The organism is Allosphingosinicella deserti (assembly GCF_003012735.1).
Lineage (GTDB): Bacteria > Pseudomonadota > Alphaproteobacteria > Sphingomonadales > Sphingomonadaceae > Allosphingosinicella > Allosphingosinicella deserti.
In genome coordinates this window covers 111,054-126,820 of the sequence record NZ_PXYI01000008.1, presented here as the reverse complement: position 1 = coordinate 126,820, position 15,767 = coordinate 111,054, and the positions used below count along the sequence as shown (strand labels likewise).

The 15,767-nt window shown below is 67.7% G+C and carries 12 protein-coding genes; 5 read left to right on the top strand and 7 right to left on the bottom strand.

Annotation, left to right across the window (positions count from 1 at the left end):
- Position 1 precedes the first annotated feature (1 nt).
- Genes C7I55_RS21495 through C7I55_RS21475 form a run of 5 tightly spaced genes read right to left on the bottom strand, consistent with a single transcriptional unit; the run spans position 2 to position 9,099 of the window.
- Positions 2-2,308, bottom strand: coding sequence for a DUF4838 domain-containing protein (locus C7I55_RS21495; RefSeq protein ID WP_106515086.1), 2,307 nt, complete (start codon positions 2,306-2,308; stop codon positions 2-4).
- A 32-nt stretch (positions 2,309-2,340) separates the two neighbouring features.
- The gene (locus tag C7I55_RS21490; protein ID WP_106515085.1) at positions 2,341-4,275 is read right to left on the bottom strand and encodes a tetratricopeptide repeat protein; all 1,935 of its coding nucleotides are present in this window, start codon (positions 4,273-4,275) and stop codon (positions 2,341-2,343) included.
- Complete coding sequence (gene prsR / locus C7I55_RS21485; RefSeq protein WP_106515084.1) at positions 4,272-5,636, bottom strand: PEP-CTERM-box response regulator transcription factor; 1,365 nt, start codon at positions 5,634-5,636, stop codon at positions 4,272-4,274. Before prsR ends, C7I55_RS21490 begins: the two co-directional genes overlap by 4 nt.
- Positions 5,633-7,711, bottom strand: a complete 2,079-nt coding sequence (prsK, locus tag C7I55_RS21480; RefSeq protein WP_106515193.1) for an XrtA/PEP-CTERM system histidine kinase PrsK — start codon at positions 7,709-7,711, stop codon at positions 5,633-5,635. Before prsK ends, prsR begins: the two co-directional genes overlap by 4 nt.
- Positions 7,711-9,099 carry a TIGR03013 family XrtA/PEP-CTERM system glycosyltransferase gene (locus C7I55_RS21475; protein WP_106515083.1) on the bottom strand — a complete coding sequence of 463 codons (1,389 nt, stop codon included), beginning with the start codon at positions 9,097-9,099 and terminating at the stop codon, positions 7,711-7,713. Before C7I55_RS21475 ends, prsK begins: the two co-directional genes overlap by 1 nt.
- Positions 9,100-9,301: 202 nt before the next feature.
- Here C7I55_RS21475 and C7I55_RS21470 point away from each other — a divergent pair, with 202 nt between their 5' ends.
- The 5 genes from C7I55_RS21470 (at position 9,302) to C7I55_RS21450 (ending at position 13,777) form a co-directional block, all read left to right on the top strand.
- Positions 9,302-10,255, top strand: a complete 954-nt coding sequence (locus C7I55_RS21470) for an aldo/keto reductase (RefSeq protein ID WP_106515082.1) — start codon at positions 9,302-9,304, stop codon at positions 10,253-10,255.
- 79 nt (positions 10,256-10,334) lie between these two features.
- Positions 10,335-10,550, top strand: coding sequence for a hypothetical protein (locus C7I55_RS21465; protein WP_106515081.1), 216 nt, complete (start codon positions 10,335-10,337; stop codon positions 10,548-10,550).
- Positions 10,551-10,924: 374 nt separating this feature from the next.
- On the top strand, positions 10,925-12,700 hold the full coding sequence (locus tag C7I55_RS21460; protein WP_106515080.1) for a 3-deoxy-7-phosphoheptulonate synthase: 1,776 nt from the start codon (positions 10,925-10,927) through the stop codon (positions 12,698-12,700).
- Positions 12,697-13,224, top strand: coding sequence for a prephenate dehydratase domain-containing protein (locus tag C7I55_RS21455; protein ID WP_158266528.1), 528 nt, complete (start codon positions 12,697-12,699; stop codon positions 13,222-13,224). The genes C7I55_RS21460 and C7I55_RS21455 overlap by 4 nt, the downstream gene beginning before the upstream one ends.
- A 193-nt stretch (positions 13,225-13,417) precedes the next feature.
- A complete protein-coding gene (locus C7I55_RS21450; RefSeq protein ID WP_106515078.1) occupies positions 13,418-13,777 on the top strand; it encodes a response regulator in 360 nt (119 codons plus the stop codon).
- A gap of 3 nt (positions 13,778-13,780) precedes the next feature.
- Here the strand turns inward: C7I55_RS21450 and C7I55_RS21445 are convergent, their stop codons facing one another.
- The gene (locus tag C7I55_RS21445; RefSeq protein WP_106515077.1) at positions 13,781-15,100 is read right to left on the bottom strand and encodes an amidohydrolase; all 1,320 of its coding nucleotides are present in this window, start codon (positions 15,098-15,100) and stop codon (positions 13,781-13,783) included.
- Between the two features lie 5 nt (positions 15,101-15,105).
- Positions 15,106-15,756 (bottom strand): DUF4893 domain-containing protein, encoded by a 651-nt coding sequence (locus C7I55_RS21440; protein WP_233222342.1) that lies wholly within the window; start codon positions 15,754-15,756, stop codon positions 15,106-15,108.
- Positions 15,757-15,767: the final 11 nt, after the last annotated feature.

The window sequence follows — 15,767 nt, the reverse complement described above, 5'->3', positions numbered from 1 at the left end:
GCTATGGCGCTGCGGAGGCCCGGTACAGGAACGGCCGGCGGAACATGCCGCCGAAATGGTGCGGGTTGAAGCCGATCAGCTCGACCAAGTTGCGACCCGGCCGAAGCTGCCCGGCAACATCCACATCCCATTCGAAGCCGTAATCGCCGTGCCACCATGGCTCGATGTAGGGCCGGTGGCCGACCAGCGCCCCGTTCACGAACAGCCAGGCTTCGTTGAACAGCCCCGGGAACAGCAGATGCGCACCCTGCGGGGCGGTGCCGGCGGGAAGATCAATCTCCGTCCGATATCGGTAGCGTCCGAGTGCCGCCTGTCCACCCTCGGCGAGAATGTTCTGCGCCTGGAGGTAGAGATCGGAGCGGACCTCGCGCCACGCTCCCTCCCCAGGTCCGAAATCCTTGACTGCGTCGCCGCCGAGCGGCCCCTTGTAGCGCCAATCGTCCGCAAGCGGCTGCTCGACGCGAAACGACCAGATCAGCGGCAAGGGCGCGATTAGCTTCCCCTTCGTTCCGTCGACCCGCGCCCGGAGCTCCTTCATCTGCCCGATCTCGCCGGCAAGCCAGGCACTGCCTTGCTCCAGGCTGTCGTTCGGATCGAGGGTGAAGGTTGGGTTCATCGCCCGCAGCGTCTTGCGGGCCGCCATCGCCGCTTCGCCCGCGGCCGCAGCGCCGGCATAATCGAGCTCCCGCGCCGCCCTGACGTTCATCGTGACAGTGTTGGTCAGGATGTCGAAGCTGCCGCGGACGAAGGCGACCCGCTCTGCGATGCGGCCACTGCCGGCGATTGCCTCGGCCGCCTCGAGGTCGACGCGCAACGCATCGACCAGCTCCGGCGTGTAGATGGCGGGCAAGGCCATATGCTCGTGCTCGGTAACCGCCGTCTCGCCCCAGGCGGCGAAGATGCGGCCCCAGTAACGCGCCATCGGCACGGCGGCCGGACCGAAAAAGGCCAGGTAGAATTCGCGCAGCAGCGCATCGACGTCGGCGTCCGGATTCCACATCAGCTGGCCGCGGAAGAACAGGTTCAGGAACGTGGTGGCGGTGGCGCCGCGGCTTTCGGTACCGAAGCCGACGAGGCCGAGCCGGCGATATTCCTTCACGTCGCGCGCAAAGACGTGATGCGACGGGTTGGGCACGTCTCGCCACACCAGCATGCCCTGATCGTAATCGTAGAGCGCGAGCCGCCCCGGCGCGATCCGGGACCAGGCTTCGACCATGTCGCGAAACTCGCCCTTCGGCGGAGAGCGCGGATCGTCGAGCGCGTGGTTGGGATCAATGTCGATCGGCGCGATCCACATCACCACGTTCGGCGCGAGCCGCTTCACCCGATCCGGCGGCAGAGTGACATTGGCATAAGCAAGACCGCCGATCTTCGCCTTGCTCGCCGAATATTTGCGGCGGAGGATGTCGGCGACCGCATTGTAGAAGGTCAGCATCGCGTCGGTGACCGACGGCTTCAGCATGTAGCCATCGTAGCGGGTGATCAGCGGGCGATCGGCGACGCTTTCGTAGACCCCGTCGGAAATGGCGAGCGAGACGTCCTTGCCGGCCGCATAATCGGCCTCGATTTTCGCCGCGACATGCTCGGCGGTGCGCCTGTCGGTGAATGGCACGTTGAAATGATTGCCGCCCGCCGGCGCGATATCGGACGTGTAGTTGGCGAGCGTCTGCGCCGCGCCGACCATCGTTGCCGACGACATGAAATTGCGGTGCCTGAACAGGTCGGCGCCCGTCGAATCGGCGTTCCACGCGAGCCAGTAGTGACGGATTTCGAAGGGCGGCGCGTAAGCGTGATCGAGTGCCCCGACGGACAGAGTCTTTCGCTCGGGCACGACCTCTCCGAAATCGGTGGGGAAATACCATCTGCAGCCCCAATGCTGCAGCAGCCACGAGACCGCGAAATAATGGGATTCATCGTTGGCGCCGGCAACGAACAGGTTCGATCCGCGCCGCTGCACGAGGATCGCGTCGGCCTGAACGAGCGGGTCCTTGCCGGCAGTTGCGGCGAGCCGTCGGCCGATCGCCGGATCCCTGGCGATCGCGGCCTTGCCGAGGAAGATGGCGGCGGTGCCGCGCGGCGCCGCATCGGCGATCGTCAGCGTCGCGCCGGCCATCATCTTCACATATTTGACGAGATCCGCGGCCGCCGCTTTCTCCCAGGGCCCGGGATCGTCACCGACCACGACAATCGCACGGGGCGCGCCGTCATGGACGATCGGGAGCGGATTGGGAGCGCCTGCAGCCCGCGCCAGCACTCTGGCCGGAAACAGAGAGAGCAGACCACCGAGCAGGAGGCGACGCGACAACATCGCGCCTGCCTAACCTTGATTGCAGGCCTTGCCTATCCGGCGCGGCCCGCCGCCGCGAGATGCGCCCGGATCTGGGCGTCGCTCGGAGCGCCGCGCGCCGCCTGGCCGAGCAGCGCCAAGCCTTCCATCCTTGCCTCGCCGCTCTTGAAGAGCAGCCAGCCGAGCGTATCGGCGGTCGCAGGATTGCGGGCATCGAGCGCGTAGGCGCGGCGGGCAAGCGGGATTGCGCGATCGTAATCGCCTTTCTCCGAATAGGCCCAGGCGAGATTGTTGAGCAGGGTGGCATCGCGATTGCCGAGCCTGCGCCGAAGCCCCTCGTAGAGCGCGATCGCCTGGTCCCATTGTTTCGCCTTGAGATAGGCGGCGGCGGCGAGCTGCTGGGCGGGCACGTTCTGCGGGTTCTGGGTGAGGAACAGGGCGAGCACCCTGGTCGCACCGGCCTCGTCGCCCGAATAACGCAGCGCCTCGATCAGCCGCATCGCCACGGGCTCGGTGAAGGCGATGTTCGCGGCCTTGCGATAATCCTGGGCCGCGGCGGCGAAATTGCCCTGTATGCCGAGCGCGTCGCCGACCAGAACGTGGGCATCGGGCGCGCCCGGGAAGGCGGTCTGCAGCGCGCGCGCGCGCGCCAGCGCTTCGCCGCCGTTGCCGCGCCCGAGCAAGGCGCGGACGAGGTCGATCTGCAGCGACGCATCGCGCGGGTTCGACTCCGCCTTGCCACGCAAGTCGTCCAGAGTGGCATCGTCGACCGGGCCGGAGAGAAGCGCGACCGCATCGCGCCGCTGGGGCTGGGCGGCGCGCGCAAGATAATGGGCGGCGACATCCGCATTGCCCCGGCGCTGGAAAGCCTTGCCGATCAGGCTCAGCACATAGGGATCGGCGTCCGGACGATCGGCGAGCGGGCGCAGGGTTTCGATCGTCGCGGCGGCGTCGCCCTGCCGCCACTGCGCGACCGCGAGCAGGCGACGTGCCTTGAAATTGGCCGGCTGCATGTCGAGCAAAGCGCGCAGGCGAACGACCGCCTGTTCGGCGCGGCCGGTTTGGAGATCGACGATGCCGGCGAGCAGCAGCCCCGCCGGTTGCTGCTCGAGCGCGCCGCCGGTGCGATCGTAAAGCGTGCGGGCGAGCTGGAACTTGCCCGCGCGTGCGGCGAGAATCGCCTGGAGGAACCACGGCACCGGATGATCCGACTGGATCGCGAGAATCCGGCGGGTGTCGTCCAGCATCGCGTGCATGCGCCCGAGATCCGCCAGGGTCGCCGCCCGCTCCGACAAAGCAAGCACCGACTTGGGATCGATCTCGAGCGCCTTGTTGAACCAGGGGATTGCGGCGGCGAGCCCATATTGGCTGCGGCTGAGTTCGCCGCGCAGGGTCAGCGCCTCGATATTGCGCGCATCCAGCGCAATCGCGCGGTCGGCGGCCGCCATCGCTTCGCCGAGGGCCCCGGTATTGCGGCGGAAGCGGGCGACATCGGTCCACACGAACGTGTCGTCCTGGCCGGCCTCCATCGCCTGGGTGAATGCATCGGCGGCCTTCTGGAGTGCGCCGGTCGCATAATAAGCCCGTCCAGCCATTCGGGCGGCATATGCGCGGTGAACGGCCGGCGCTTTCTCGGCTTCGGCCGCAGCCTCCTTGAACCTTTTCTGCAGGAAATACGCATGGGCGAGCAGATGGTGCAGGTCGTTCGGGGGCGTTCCAAGCTTCTGCGCGCGCATCAGCTCGGCCTCGGCCGCGTTGCCGTCGGCGAGCAGCAAATGGGTGCGCGCCTGGGCGACACGGATTCGCGGATCACCGGGTGCGCCGTCGATCGCATTGAGCAGTTCGACCCGCGCGGTCCGGGGATCGCCGGCTTCGAGCGCGGCGAGGCCCTTCGCGTAGGCATCCTGCGGCGTTTGCGCCGGCCCACTGGAGCAGGCAACTGCGCCGAGCAGCAACGCGGCGGCGAGGACGAGCCGGGGCGCCGTCACGGCTGCAGCCCATATTGCTTCAGGAGATCGTAGAGCGTCGGCCGGCTGATCCCGAGCAGCTTGGCGGCGCTGGAGATGTTGTTTTCGCTGCGGGCGAGCGCCTGGCGGATCGCCCGCCGATCCGCATCCTCGCGCGCCGCCTTGAGATTGAGCGGCAGCCCCTGCTCCTCGCCGGATCCGAGATCGAGGTCCTCGGCGGTGATGTGCTTGCCGTCGGCCATGATGACGGCGCGCTTCATCCTGTTCTCGAGCTCGCGGACATTGCCGGGCCATTGCCAGGCGTCGATGGCGGCCAGCGCTGCCGGGGTGAAGCCCTTGACCTGCGGGTTCATTTCCCGGGCGAAGCGGTGAAGGAAATGCTTGGCGAGCAGCACCGCGTCGCCGGCGCGCTCGGCAAGGCTGGGGATGCGGACGACGATCTCCGCGAGGCGATACCAGAGGTCCTCACGAAAGCTTCCCGCCTTGATCATCTCCGGCAGATCCTGGTGCGTCGCGCAGACGATCCTGGTGTCGACCGCGATCGGCTTTCGCCCCCCGATGCGCTCGATCGTGCGCTCCTGCAGGAAGCGCAGCAGCTTGACCTGCAAAGGCAGCGGAATGTCGCCGACCTCGTCGAGGAACAGAGTGCCGCCATGGGCCTGCTCGATCTTGCCCTCGTTGGACTTGACCGCGCCGGTGAAGGCGCCCCGCTCGTAGCCGAACAGCTCCGCCTCCAGCAGATTCTCGGGGATCGCGGCGCAATTGATCGCGACGAAGCCGCTCTGGGCGCGACGGCTGGCATTGTGCAGACCCCGCGCCAGCAATTCCTTGCCGGTGCCGCTCGCACCGAGCAGCATCACCGATACCCCGGTATTCGCCACCCGCTCGATCGTCCGCGCTACCTTCATCATCTCGGGTGCCGCGGTGAGCATCGTTCCGAGCACGGTGCGATCCTCGCCGACGCAGCTTTCGAGCCGGCGATTCTCATGCTCGATGCCGTGCAGCTGGAAGGCGCGGCGGACGATCAGGCCGAGCTGATCAATGTCGACCGGCTTGTGATAGAAATCATAGGCACCAGACGAGATCGCCCGCAGCGCGCTTTCGCGGGCGCCGTGGCCCGAGGCGACGATCACCTTCGTCTCCGGCTTCAGCGCGAGGATCTTCTCCAGCGTCGCGAAGCCCTCGCTGACGCCGTTCGGATCCGGCGGCAGGCCGAGATCGAGCGTCACCACCGGCGGCTCCTCGGCGCGGAGGAGGTCGATCGCCGAATTGCGATCGGACGCGATCAGCACTTCGTAATCGTCATAGGCCCAGCGGAGCTGGCGCTGCAGACCCTCGTCGTCCTCGACGATCAGGAGCTTGGCTTTGGCGTCGACCTTCATGCACGCATCCGTTCGGCTGGAAGAAAGGCACTCGGCTCGGCGAGCGGCAGGACGATGGTGAAACAGGTGCCCGCCCCTTCGACACTGGCGACGTCGACGCGCCCCCCGATCGCGCCGACGAGCGTCCGCGCCTCGAACGCACCCACGCCGAAGCCGCCGTCCTTGGTGGAGGCAAACGGCTGGAATAGCCGGCTGCGAACGAAATCGGCCGACATGCCGGCCCCCGTGTCGATCACCTCGATCAGCGCCTCACCGCCCTCGGCCCGAAGGCGCAGCAGCACCGGCGTTCCGGCGTCGCTCGCGTCGATCGCATTCTGGAGCAGATGGTTGATGGCCTGTTCCAGCGCGCGCGGATCGACGACCGATACCAGGCCGGGTTGCGCGGCCACCTCGACCGGATGGACCCGCTTCTTGGCTTCGGCGAGCGCCGAGAGGATGTGGCCGAGGCTGGTCGGGCGCGGCGTGTCTCCCTCCCCGCTGGTGCTGCGCGACAGGCGGGCGAGAAGATCGTTCATCTTCTTGACCGAGCTTTGCAGCGTGGCGATCATGTCCTGCCGGAAGGCCGGATTGTCGGCATGGCGCTCGGCGTTGCGGGCGACGAGGCTGAGCTGGCTCACCAGATTCTTGATGTCGTGCAGGATGAAGGCGAAGCGGCGGTTGAACTCGTCGAACCGCTGCGCATTGGCCAGCGCCTCCTGGCTGCGCGCCTCGGCGAGATAGCTTGCCGCCTGGATCCCTGCGGCGCGGAAGAGATCGAAATCCTCCCAATCGAGGGCACGCCGGATCTGTGGATGCTGGAGGATGACGAGACCGACGAGCCGGTCGTTGTGGAGCAAGGGAATCCCGGCCCACGCGGATTCGACGTGGGCGAGATGCGCGGGGAGATCGAGAGACTGGCCGGCGGCGGCGAGCGGCGCGGCGCGGGCGGCATCCATGTCGAGCACGTGCGCGGTCTTCTCGAGGAATGCGATCAGTGCCGAATCCTCCCCGCTCGAGGGAAGATCGTCACGCCAGTTGAAGCGGGCCTCGACCACCAGCCGCCCGTTCTCGTCGGGCGCGAGCAGCAGCCCGCCGGGGCTTTCGGCGATATCCGAGATCGCCTTCACCACCCGCTCGCCGAGCGGCGGCGCGTCGGGGCCGGCCGCGCCGACGGTCCGGGTGAAGCGAAGCCACTCCTCGCGATAATCGTAACGGTGCTCGAAGAAATGCTTGGCGAGCATCACCCGCAGCCAGGCGCGCGCGCGGCCCGAGGGCAGGACCAGAGCCGCGGCGAGCAGCATCGCCGAAACCAGGCTGATCTGGCCGAGGCGCCCCCAGTCGCCGCCGACGATCTCGAGCGCGCGCGACGCCGACATCATCACCATCAGATAAAGGAAGATCGCAGTCGCCGAGAGCGACTGAAAGGTGGCCGCGCGGCTGAGCTGGAACCGCCATTCCGTATCGCGGCGGGCGGCGATCGCGAACAGAGGGGCGAGCAGCATCAAGACAGCGCCGCGCAACGCCAGCAGATCGGGCACGGTTGAACGCGTGAGATAGCCCAGAGTGTAGAGGTGGAGATCGTAGGTCCACATTGCCGCGAGCGCGATCATCGGCAGCTTGAGGCCCCAGCGGCTGTCCGGCGCCGCCTGGCCGTAGAGATTGTGGACCAGAACGAGCGCGCCCGCGGAGATGATCAGCCCAAGCATCTGCGCGGTCGAGGTCAGCGCCTGATAGGCGATCGGCACGCCCTCGAACTGGGGCAATACGCCGGCGATGGTGATCTGGAGCCCGATGACGCCGCCGATCACCCCGTAGACGATCCGCACCGCCCGCTGGCGCTCGACATCGGCGGTGCGCACGATCGCATACATGAACGAAAGGAAGGCGAAGTTCCGGCCGCTTTCGGCAAGGCCGGCGCCGAAGGAATAGGAGCCGAGCAGGGCGACGAGCAGCGCCCAGATCCCGGTCACGGCGAACGCGGCGGCAAGGTGGCGATTGCGCCCGCCCTGCGGCCAATGGCGAAGCTGCCAGATCGCAAGGGCGCCGAAGGCGGGGGCGGCCAGCACATGGGTCCAGATGCCGAACAGAGCCAGCATCAGCGCGCGCCCACCGGCCAAAGCACGACCCGGACGGTCTGCAGCAGGATCAGGAGATCGAGGAAGGGCGTGTAATTCTTGGCATAGTAGAGATCATATTCGAGCTTCTGGCGCGCATCCTCGACCGAGGCGCCATAAGGGAAGTTGATCTGTGCCCAGCCGGTGATGCCCGGCTTCACGACGTGACGCTCGGTATAATAAGGCAGCCGGGTCTCCAGATCCGAGACGAATTGCGGGCGCTCGGGACGCGGGCCGACGAAGCTCATTTCGCCCTTGAGCACGGTCCAGGCCTGCGGCAGCTCGTCGATGCGGAGCTTGCGGATGATCGATCCGATGCGGGTGATGCGGGGATCGTCCTTTTGCGCCCACACCGCCTTGCCGCCGACTTCGGCATCCTGCCGCATCGAGCGGATCTTCAGGATCTCGAACGACTGGCCGTAAAGGCCGACCCGGCGCTGGCGGAAGAAGGCCGGGCCGGCGCTCTCCATCTTCACGGCCGCGGCGGTGAGCAGAATGATCGGCCCGAGGACGAGCAGGATGATCGCGCTGACGAAGATGTCGAACAGCCGCTTGCCGCCGCTCGACAGGCGGCGGCCGGCCGAGAAGCCATCCGAAAAGATCAGCCAGGAGGGGTTGAGGCTGTCGAGATCGACCCGACCCGTCTCACGCTCAAGGAAGGACGAGAGTTCGTTGACGTGGACGCCCGTCGTCTTGATCCGCAGCAGATCGGCGAGCGGCAGCGCGTTGCGCCGCTCTTCCAGCGCGAGCACGACTTCGCTCGCGCCGAGGCGGACGACATGATCGTTCAGGTTGGCGATGTCAGCCCGATTGACCGCGCTCGGCACGACGACGGCGCCGTCGTTCATCGCGACATGGCCGGCGATGGTGAATCCGGCGCCGTCGCGGCGGGCGACTTCGGCCAGACGCGCGGCGCGCGGCCCCGCGCCGAGCACCAGGATCCGCCGCTTGAAGGCGTCGTGGCCGACGAGCTGGCCGGCGACCACGCGCACCACGAACAGCGCGAACAAGGCGAAGGCCATCGCGTAGAGCAGGTTCGAGCGCCAGAAGGTGACGGCCGGCAGCATGAAGAAGACGAAGGCGAGCAGCAGCACGCCGAGCGAGATCGCGACCACCAGGCGAGCGGCGCCGATCCGCATGGACCGAAGCGCGTCGGCGCCGTAGACTCCGACTCCGACCATCGCCAGTTCCAGCACGATCGCGAAGGTCAGCAGATGCGGCAGCCGCTGGACGTCCGGATCCGCCTGCACGTCGATCTGCCACAGCCGCAGCAGCCATCCCGCCTCGCCCGCCAGCATCAGCAGGACGAAGTCGATCAGGCCCAGCAGCAGCACGGTATGGGGGACGTAATGCTTGAACAGCCTTACCATCGCACCGTCGCCTTGGTTGTAAGCTTCTCCGACACGGCACGCGGTGTCGCTCAAATTGACAAATAAACGGTGAAGGGAGCGCTGATCGCTGGACGGCCGGGCCCGGGCGCCCATATTGCCGTCTACACGGTCAGAAGGGCGACCCCTTCCAATCCAACCTGCCTGGCGAAAAAGCCGCCAACATCATCGCGGAGCGACCCACATGAACATCGTACGCCAGCTCGGCCGCAGCCCCCTTTCGACGCCGCGGCTCGTGCTCGGCGGCAACGTGTTCGGCTGGACCGCGGATCGGGAGACGTCGTTCCGGATACTCGATCGGTTCGCCGAAGCCGGTGGGATGATGATCGACACCGCCGACGTCTATTCGGCCTGGGTCGAGGGCAATGAAGGCGGCGAGAGCGAGACGATCCTCGGCGAGTGGATCCGCCGCCGCGGCGGCAAGAAGGACGTGCTGATCGCGACCAAGGTCGGCATGCTGGCGGGCGAAGGTGGGGAGAAGCTCGCGCCGGCGCGGATCGCCGCCGCCGCCGACGCATCGCTGAAGCGCCTCGGAGTGGAGACGATCGATCTCTATTATGCGCACCAGGACGATCCGGGGACTCCGATCGAGGACGTCCTGCGCGCCTTCGACACTCTGGTCCGAGCCGGCAAGGTGGGCACCCTCGGCGCCTCCAACTTCACGGCCGATCGCCTGAAACAGTCGCTGGATCTTTCCGCGCGGCTCGGGCTTGCGCGCTACGAGGTGCTCCAGCCCGAATATCATCTGATGGCGCGCGAGGAGGTCGAGGCCGATCTGCAGCCGCTGTGCCTCGCCGAGGGGCTTTCGATCCTGCCTTATTACGGCCTCGCCTCCGGCTTCCTCACCGGCAAATATCGCAGCCGCGAGGACTTCGGGCAGAGCGTCCGCGGCGGACGGATGGAGCGTTTCTGGACTCCACGCGGCTTCGCCGTGCTCGATGCCCTCGATGCGACCGCGACCGAAGCGGCTGCCACCCCGGCGCAGGTCGCGCTTGCTTGGCTCGCGTCGCAGCCCACCGTCGCCGCGCCGATCGCAAGCGCGCGAACGCCCGAGCAATTGGAGGAATTGCTGCCGGCGATGGCGCTGGATCTCACTCCCGACCAGCTCCGCAGCCTCGACGCCGCATCCCGGAGCTGAGCGACGCGCCAGAGATCGGTTCCGCTTGGTTGATGAGTGGGCCCGCGATGCCGTAGCATGGCGCGGGAGGAAAATTTCAGTGCCGCTGTTCACAAGTGCCAGAACGTTGCTGTGCCGGCTCGGCCGCCATGCCGCCGAACCCGGCGAAGTGTGGAACCGCGGCTATTTCTTCAGCCGCTGCGGCGCCTGCGGCGTGGATCTCGTCCGCACGGCGTCGGGCCGGTGGCACGAGCCCAAGGGCCGCAAGATCGTCTGGAAGCCGCGCAAGGCGCGTGGCCGCAAGCCAGGCGAGTAGGCATTGCCGCGGGATCCAATTCCCCGCGCCTCCGGTGACGGATGGCGCAATTGCTGCGCGTCACGAGCTCGGATCCAAGACAAGAACGACAGGGAAGCGCTTTGTCTGTTGACAGAATGGGATCCCAAGGGCAATTTCGGGTCATAGGCCAATCAGGGCCGGGAAGGAGGCAGAGATGAAGAACGGACAGATCGTCGCCCGCTTCGAGGCTCTCTCCTTCCGTTTCGGCAGCTTCGCTTCGTTTATGGGCCGGTACGCCTGAGGGCGTGCCGGAGTCTCACCCCCGAAGCCGCTTTTTCCTTCCAATTGCCGAAAGATCCGCTCCAGGCGTGCCCGATGCGCACGCGTCCGAGCGGTGACAGTGAGACAGAGACATGCCCGATCGTGACCGTCTGAGCGCGCTCCGCGCCGAAATCGACTCCCTCGACGACCAGATCCTCGACCTCATCGAACGCCGCCTCGCCGCTTCCGCTGCCATTGCAGCCGCCAAGGGCGACGGCCAGGACGGCCTGCTGAAGCTCCGCCCGCGCCGCCAGGCCGAAGTGATCGCCCGCCTGCAGGCGCGCGCCGCGCACACGCCGCCGGACGCGGTGGCGCTGATCTGGCGCGAACTGATGGCGCACACGCTCCAGGCGCAGGCGCGCACCGAGATCATCCTGTGCGGCCAGGAGATCCCGGACGGGCTCGACGGGCAGGTGCGCGATCATTTCGGTACCGCATTCCCGGTCCGCCGCGTCGATGCGCGGGCGGACGCGCTGCGCCTGGCGCGCGAGGCGGAGGTTATCGCGGTGCTCGGCACACCGCTCTGCGCCGGAGAAGCGGACGGCCTCGTCGTCTTCGACATCGTCCGCGGCATGCACGGCGAGACAATCGGCTACGCCGTCGGGCGAATGGCGCCGGGCGACACCATCGAGACGGGCGAGAGCACCGAGGAGACCAAACAGGACTGGTCTGCGGACAGCTGGCGCAGCCGGCCCGCTGCGCAGATGCCGGTCTATCCCGATGCCGCTGCGCTCGCCGACATCGAGCAAAGTCTCGCTCGGCGCCCGCACCTGGTCCCGTTCGGGGAGGTCATGGCGCTCAAGGCGCGGCTTGCCCGCGTGGCGGAGGGCGAGGCGTTCCTCGTCCAGGGCGGCGACTGCGCCGAGAGTTTCGCCGAGTTCAGCCCGGAGAAAGTCCGCCGCGACGAGCAGCTTCTGCTCGGCATGGGCAGCATGATCGCTTCGGCAGGCCCTTCCGTGGTGCACGTGGCACGCGCCGCCGGCCAGTTCGCCAAGCCACGTTCCGCCGGTATCGAGACCGAGGCTGGAATCACGCTGCCGAGCTATCGCGGCGATGCCGTGAACGGCCGCGCCTTCACGCTCGCCAGCCGTGCCCCGGAGGCGGAGCGGCTGATCGAGGCCTATGAGCAGGCGCGCGCGACGCTGACCCTGCTCGGCGCCTACCGCCTTGCCGAGCGCGGCCGCGACATGGTGTTCGCGAGTCACGAGGCGTTGCTGCTTCACTACGAACAGGCGCTCACCCGCCGCGACGCGGAGACCGGCCGCCCCTGGGCCGGATCCGGGCACATGGTCTGGATCGGCGAGCGCACCCGGGCGTTGGGGGGCGCCCATGTCGAATATGCGCGCGGGATCGCCAATCCGATCGGGCTCAAATGCGGGCCGAACATGGATCCCGGCGAGCTTCTCCGGCTCATCGACCTGCTCGATCCCGACAACGAGCCGGGCCGGCTGGTGCTGATCGGCCGCTTCGGCGCCGACAAGGTCGCCTCGGCACTTCCGCCGCTGATGCGCGCCGTTCGGCGCGGCGAGCGCAAGGCGATCTGGTCGATCGATCCGATGCACGGCAACGGCACGGTCCTGCACGGGGTCAAGACCCGGCTGCTCGCCGACATCCTCTCCGAGACCCGGACCTTCTTCGAGGTTGCGGCGGCGGAAGGCGTCCGTCCCGGCGGCATCCACCTGGAGATGACCGGCAGCGACGTTACCGAATGCCTCGGCGGGCAGGCGTGCAGCGGAGCCGGCGAGCTTGGCCGCCGCTACCTCAGCCATTGCGACCCACGGCTCAACCCGCCCCAGGCGCTGGAAGTGGCGGTCGAGGTTGCCGCTCTGGTCGGCCACGCGGCGCGGCGGCGCTCGGACGCGGCGTGAAGGTCGCCTATCAAGGGGCGCCGGGCGCGTTCGGGCACCAGGCCGCGCTGTCCTTCTGTCCAGGCTGCGACCTCGCGCCGCTCGACACGTTCGAGGACGTCGCGCGCGCGGTCGCGTCCGGCGATGCGGAGCGCGGCGTGCTCCCGGTTGAGAACAGCCGCGCAGGGCCGGTCGACGGGGTCGCGGAGCTGATCGCGACAAGCGGCGTGCGCGTGGTCGAGGAACGCGCTTTGCCGGTCCGGATGCACCTGCTGGCCCTCCCCGGCGTCGCCATCGAGGACGTGAAGCTGGTGCGCAGCCACCCCGTCGCGCTGCTGCAATGCGCGGAGAAAGTGGCGGCACTCGGCCTGGAAGCGGAGCCTGCAGCCAACACCGCCGTCGCCGCGCGCGATCTCGCCACCCGGGACCGCGCGGTGCTCGCCTCGGAAGCGGCTGCCACCGCGTACGGACTGTCGATCCTGGTGGCCGACATGCAGGACGATCCCGACAATGCCACCCGCTTTGCGGTCATCGCCCGGAAATAGCCGGAAGATGAGGGTCGGGACGCCTCCTCGATTTTTCGTGCGGCGCGCCACTTTTTGCCCTGGTCACCGTTCAGAGAGAGAGAGACAGGCGGTCGCCCGCAAACGGGTACGCGCGAACGGCAGCGGGATGTCGAGGAGCTTGCCCGGCAGCCGGCGAGCACGCAGAAGGTCGCCGGGCCGCGGGGAGTGAGGAATGGCGATCGAGGGAATTCGGATCCTCCTGGTGGAGGACGAAGCGATCATCGCGATGATGGCCGAGGACATGCTCGAGGAGCTGGGCTGCGACATTGTCGCCACGGCAACCGCGCTGCCCGAGGCACTGAAGGTCGTCGAGACGATTCCGTTCGACCTCGCCTTGCTCGACATCAACCTGAACGGGGTCGACAGCAGTCCGGTAGCGGAGACGCTCCGCGCGCGCGGCCGTCCCTTCATCTTCACGACGGGCTACGGCTCGGCCGGACGGGCGCCGGCCTATAGCGACGTGCCGCTGGTCACCAAGCCGTACCGCTCCACCGATCTCGCCGACGCGATCCGCAGGGCGCTCGGCGACTGACCCCTATTTCTTGCCGAGCACGCCGAGCGCGCCGGTAACCAGCCCCTCCGTCGCCGTCGAGATCACCGCCTCGGCCTCGGGCGCCCAGAATGGGCTGTGGAGACTGGGCAGTTTGGCGGGATCGCCATTGGCCTTGTCCCACTGCGCCTGGGGGACGCCGCCGACCCAGAAGATCATGCTCTCGATGCTCTTGTCGGCGAGATGGAAACGGCTGAAATCCTCGCCGCCCATCACCGGCTTGGTCTTGAGCACGCGCTCGGCGCCGAAGCGGCTGGTGAGCAAGGCGGCGGTGTCAGCGGTGAGCTTGTCGGTATTGTAGGTCGCCGGCGTATATTCGCCCATCTTGTGGGTGACGATCGGCATGCGATCCTTCGGCATGCCGGCGGCGATCGCCTCGCCCTCGACGATCCGGCGGATGCCGTCGAGCAGGATCTTGCGGGTCTCGTCCGTGTAGGAGCGGACCGTGAGCAACAAGGTTGCCTCGTCCGAGATGATGTTGTGCTTGGCGCCGGCATGGAAGCTGCCGACGGTGACGACGGCCGGCTCCTGCGGATCGACCTCCCGGCTGACCAAGGTCTGCAAGGCCGTCACGATCCGGCTGGCAAGGACGATCGGATCCTTGGTGGTGTGCGGATAGGCACCGTGGCCGCCAATGCCCTTCACCAGGATGTCGACGCTGTCGACATTGGCAAGCGCGGGCCCGACCGAATAGCCGACCACGCCCGCCGGAAGACCGGCGCTGTCGTGGAAGGCGAGTGCGTGGGTGGGCTTGGGAAAGCGGGTATAGAGCCCGTCGTCGAGCATCGCCTTGGCGCCGGTGCCGATCTCCTCGCCCGGCTGGCCGATCATGACCAGGGTTCCGGACCAGCGATCCTTCATCGCGGCCAACCGTCGCGCGACGCCGATCCAGGCGGTCATGTGGGTGTCGTGGCCGCAGGCATGCATCACGCCGCTCTCCACCCCGGCCATGCTCGTTCCGCGCACCTTGGAGGCGAAGGCAAGGCCAGTCTGCTCGATCACCGGGAGCCCGTCCATGTCGGCGCGGATCAGCAAAACCGGGCCGGGGCCGTTCTTCATCACTGCGACGACACCCGTCTTGCCGACACCGGTGGTGACGTCGAAGCCGAGCTTCTTCGCCTCGGCGGCAAGCTTCGCCGCGCTCTTCACCTCCTGCATGCTGAGCTCTGGATTGGCATGCAGATCGCGGTAGATGGTCATCAGCGACGGCATGTCGGCGCGGACCTGATCGGCAAGCGGATCGGCCAGAGCAGGGGTGGCGAGCGCCAGGAATGCCGCGGACGCGGTGAGCAGAACAGTGCGCATGTCGATCACTCCTCGGGGATCAGCTCGATCACGTCGACGAGCGATTCGAAATGGGGACGGGGGAAAACGAGACGCCAGCGGCGATCGTCGATACGCTCCAGGAGCCCGGCGAGCGCCCGATCCTCGTCATGGCCGTAGCGCAGCGTCCCCTCCTCGTCGCCGAGCTGGAGCGTGCCGAGGAAGATCATGCGCTGATCGCTGTCCGGGAACAGCCGCCCGATCGGACGCTGCGAGCCGGTCAGCTTGGTGAAATCGCGATTCCTCTCGCCGGCGCCGATGCGGCAGCGAAACGGGGGATAGGTGACGTAATCGAGCAAGCCCTCGCTTTTGGCGCCGAGCTTGATCACCCGGCAGCGATAGTCGCCCGCCGGCGGCGACGCCTGGCCGAGCGCCGCATCGGGAACGAGCAGCCGGCCTTCGGCCACGATCTGATTGCCGTGCCCGGCGGTGCGGGCCTTTTGCAGCGCGTCCAGCCAGGCGTCGCGCCAGCCGCGGATGCGGGCACGATCCGTCTCGGTCGCGACCGTGCGCCACGCCTGATCGACCTGCGGCACCGCTTCGGCGGGCCCGGTACGCTCCGCCGCACAGGCGGAGAGCAGCATCAGCAGCGGGAGGAGCACCAAGGAGCCGTGCACCGGCCTGAACAAGGACGTCATGGCGCCAGCAT

Excerpts from the sequence above, each read along its gene's own strand:
- C7I55_RS21440 (WP_233222342.1), bottom strand. The coding sequence starts at position 15,756 with ATGACGTCCTTGTTCAGGCCGGTGCACGGCTCCTTGGTGCTCCTCCCG.
- prsK (WP_106515193.1), bottom strand. The coding sequence starts at position 7,711 with ATGCTGGCTCTGTTCGGCATCTGGACCCATGTGCTGGCCGCCCCCGCC.
- C7I55_RS21445 (WP_106515077.1), bottom strand. The coding sequence starts at position 15,100 with ATGCGCACTGTTCTGCTCACCGCGTCCGCGGCATTCCTGGCGCTCGCC.
- C7I55_RS21475 (WP_106515083.1), bottom strand. The coding sequence starts at position 9,099 with ATGGTAAGGCTGTTCAAGCATTACGTCCCCCATACCGTGCTGCTGCTG.
- C7I55_RS21450 (WP_106515078.1), top strand. The coding sequence starts at position 13,418 with ATGGCGATCGAGGGAATTCGGATCCTCCTGGTGGAGGACGAAGCGATC.
- C7I55_RS21460 (WP_106515080.1), top strand. The coding sequence starts at position 10,925 with ATGCCCGATCGTGACCGTCTGAGCGCGCTCCGCGCCGAAATCGACTCC.
- prsR (WP_106515084.1), bottom strand. The coding sequence starts at position 5,636 with ATGAAGGTCGACGCCAAAGCCAAGCTCCTGATCGTCGAGGACGACGAG.
- C7I55_RS21470 (WP_106515082.1), top strand. The coding sequence starts at position 9,302 with ATGAACATCGTACGCCAGCTCGGCCGCAGCCCCCTTTCGACGCCGCGG.
- C7I55_RS21495 (WP_106515086.1), bottom strand. The coding sequence starts at position 2,308 with ATGTTGTCGCGTCGCCTCCTGCTCGGTGGTCTGCTCTCTCTGTTTCCG.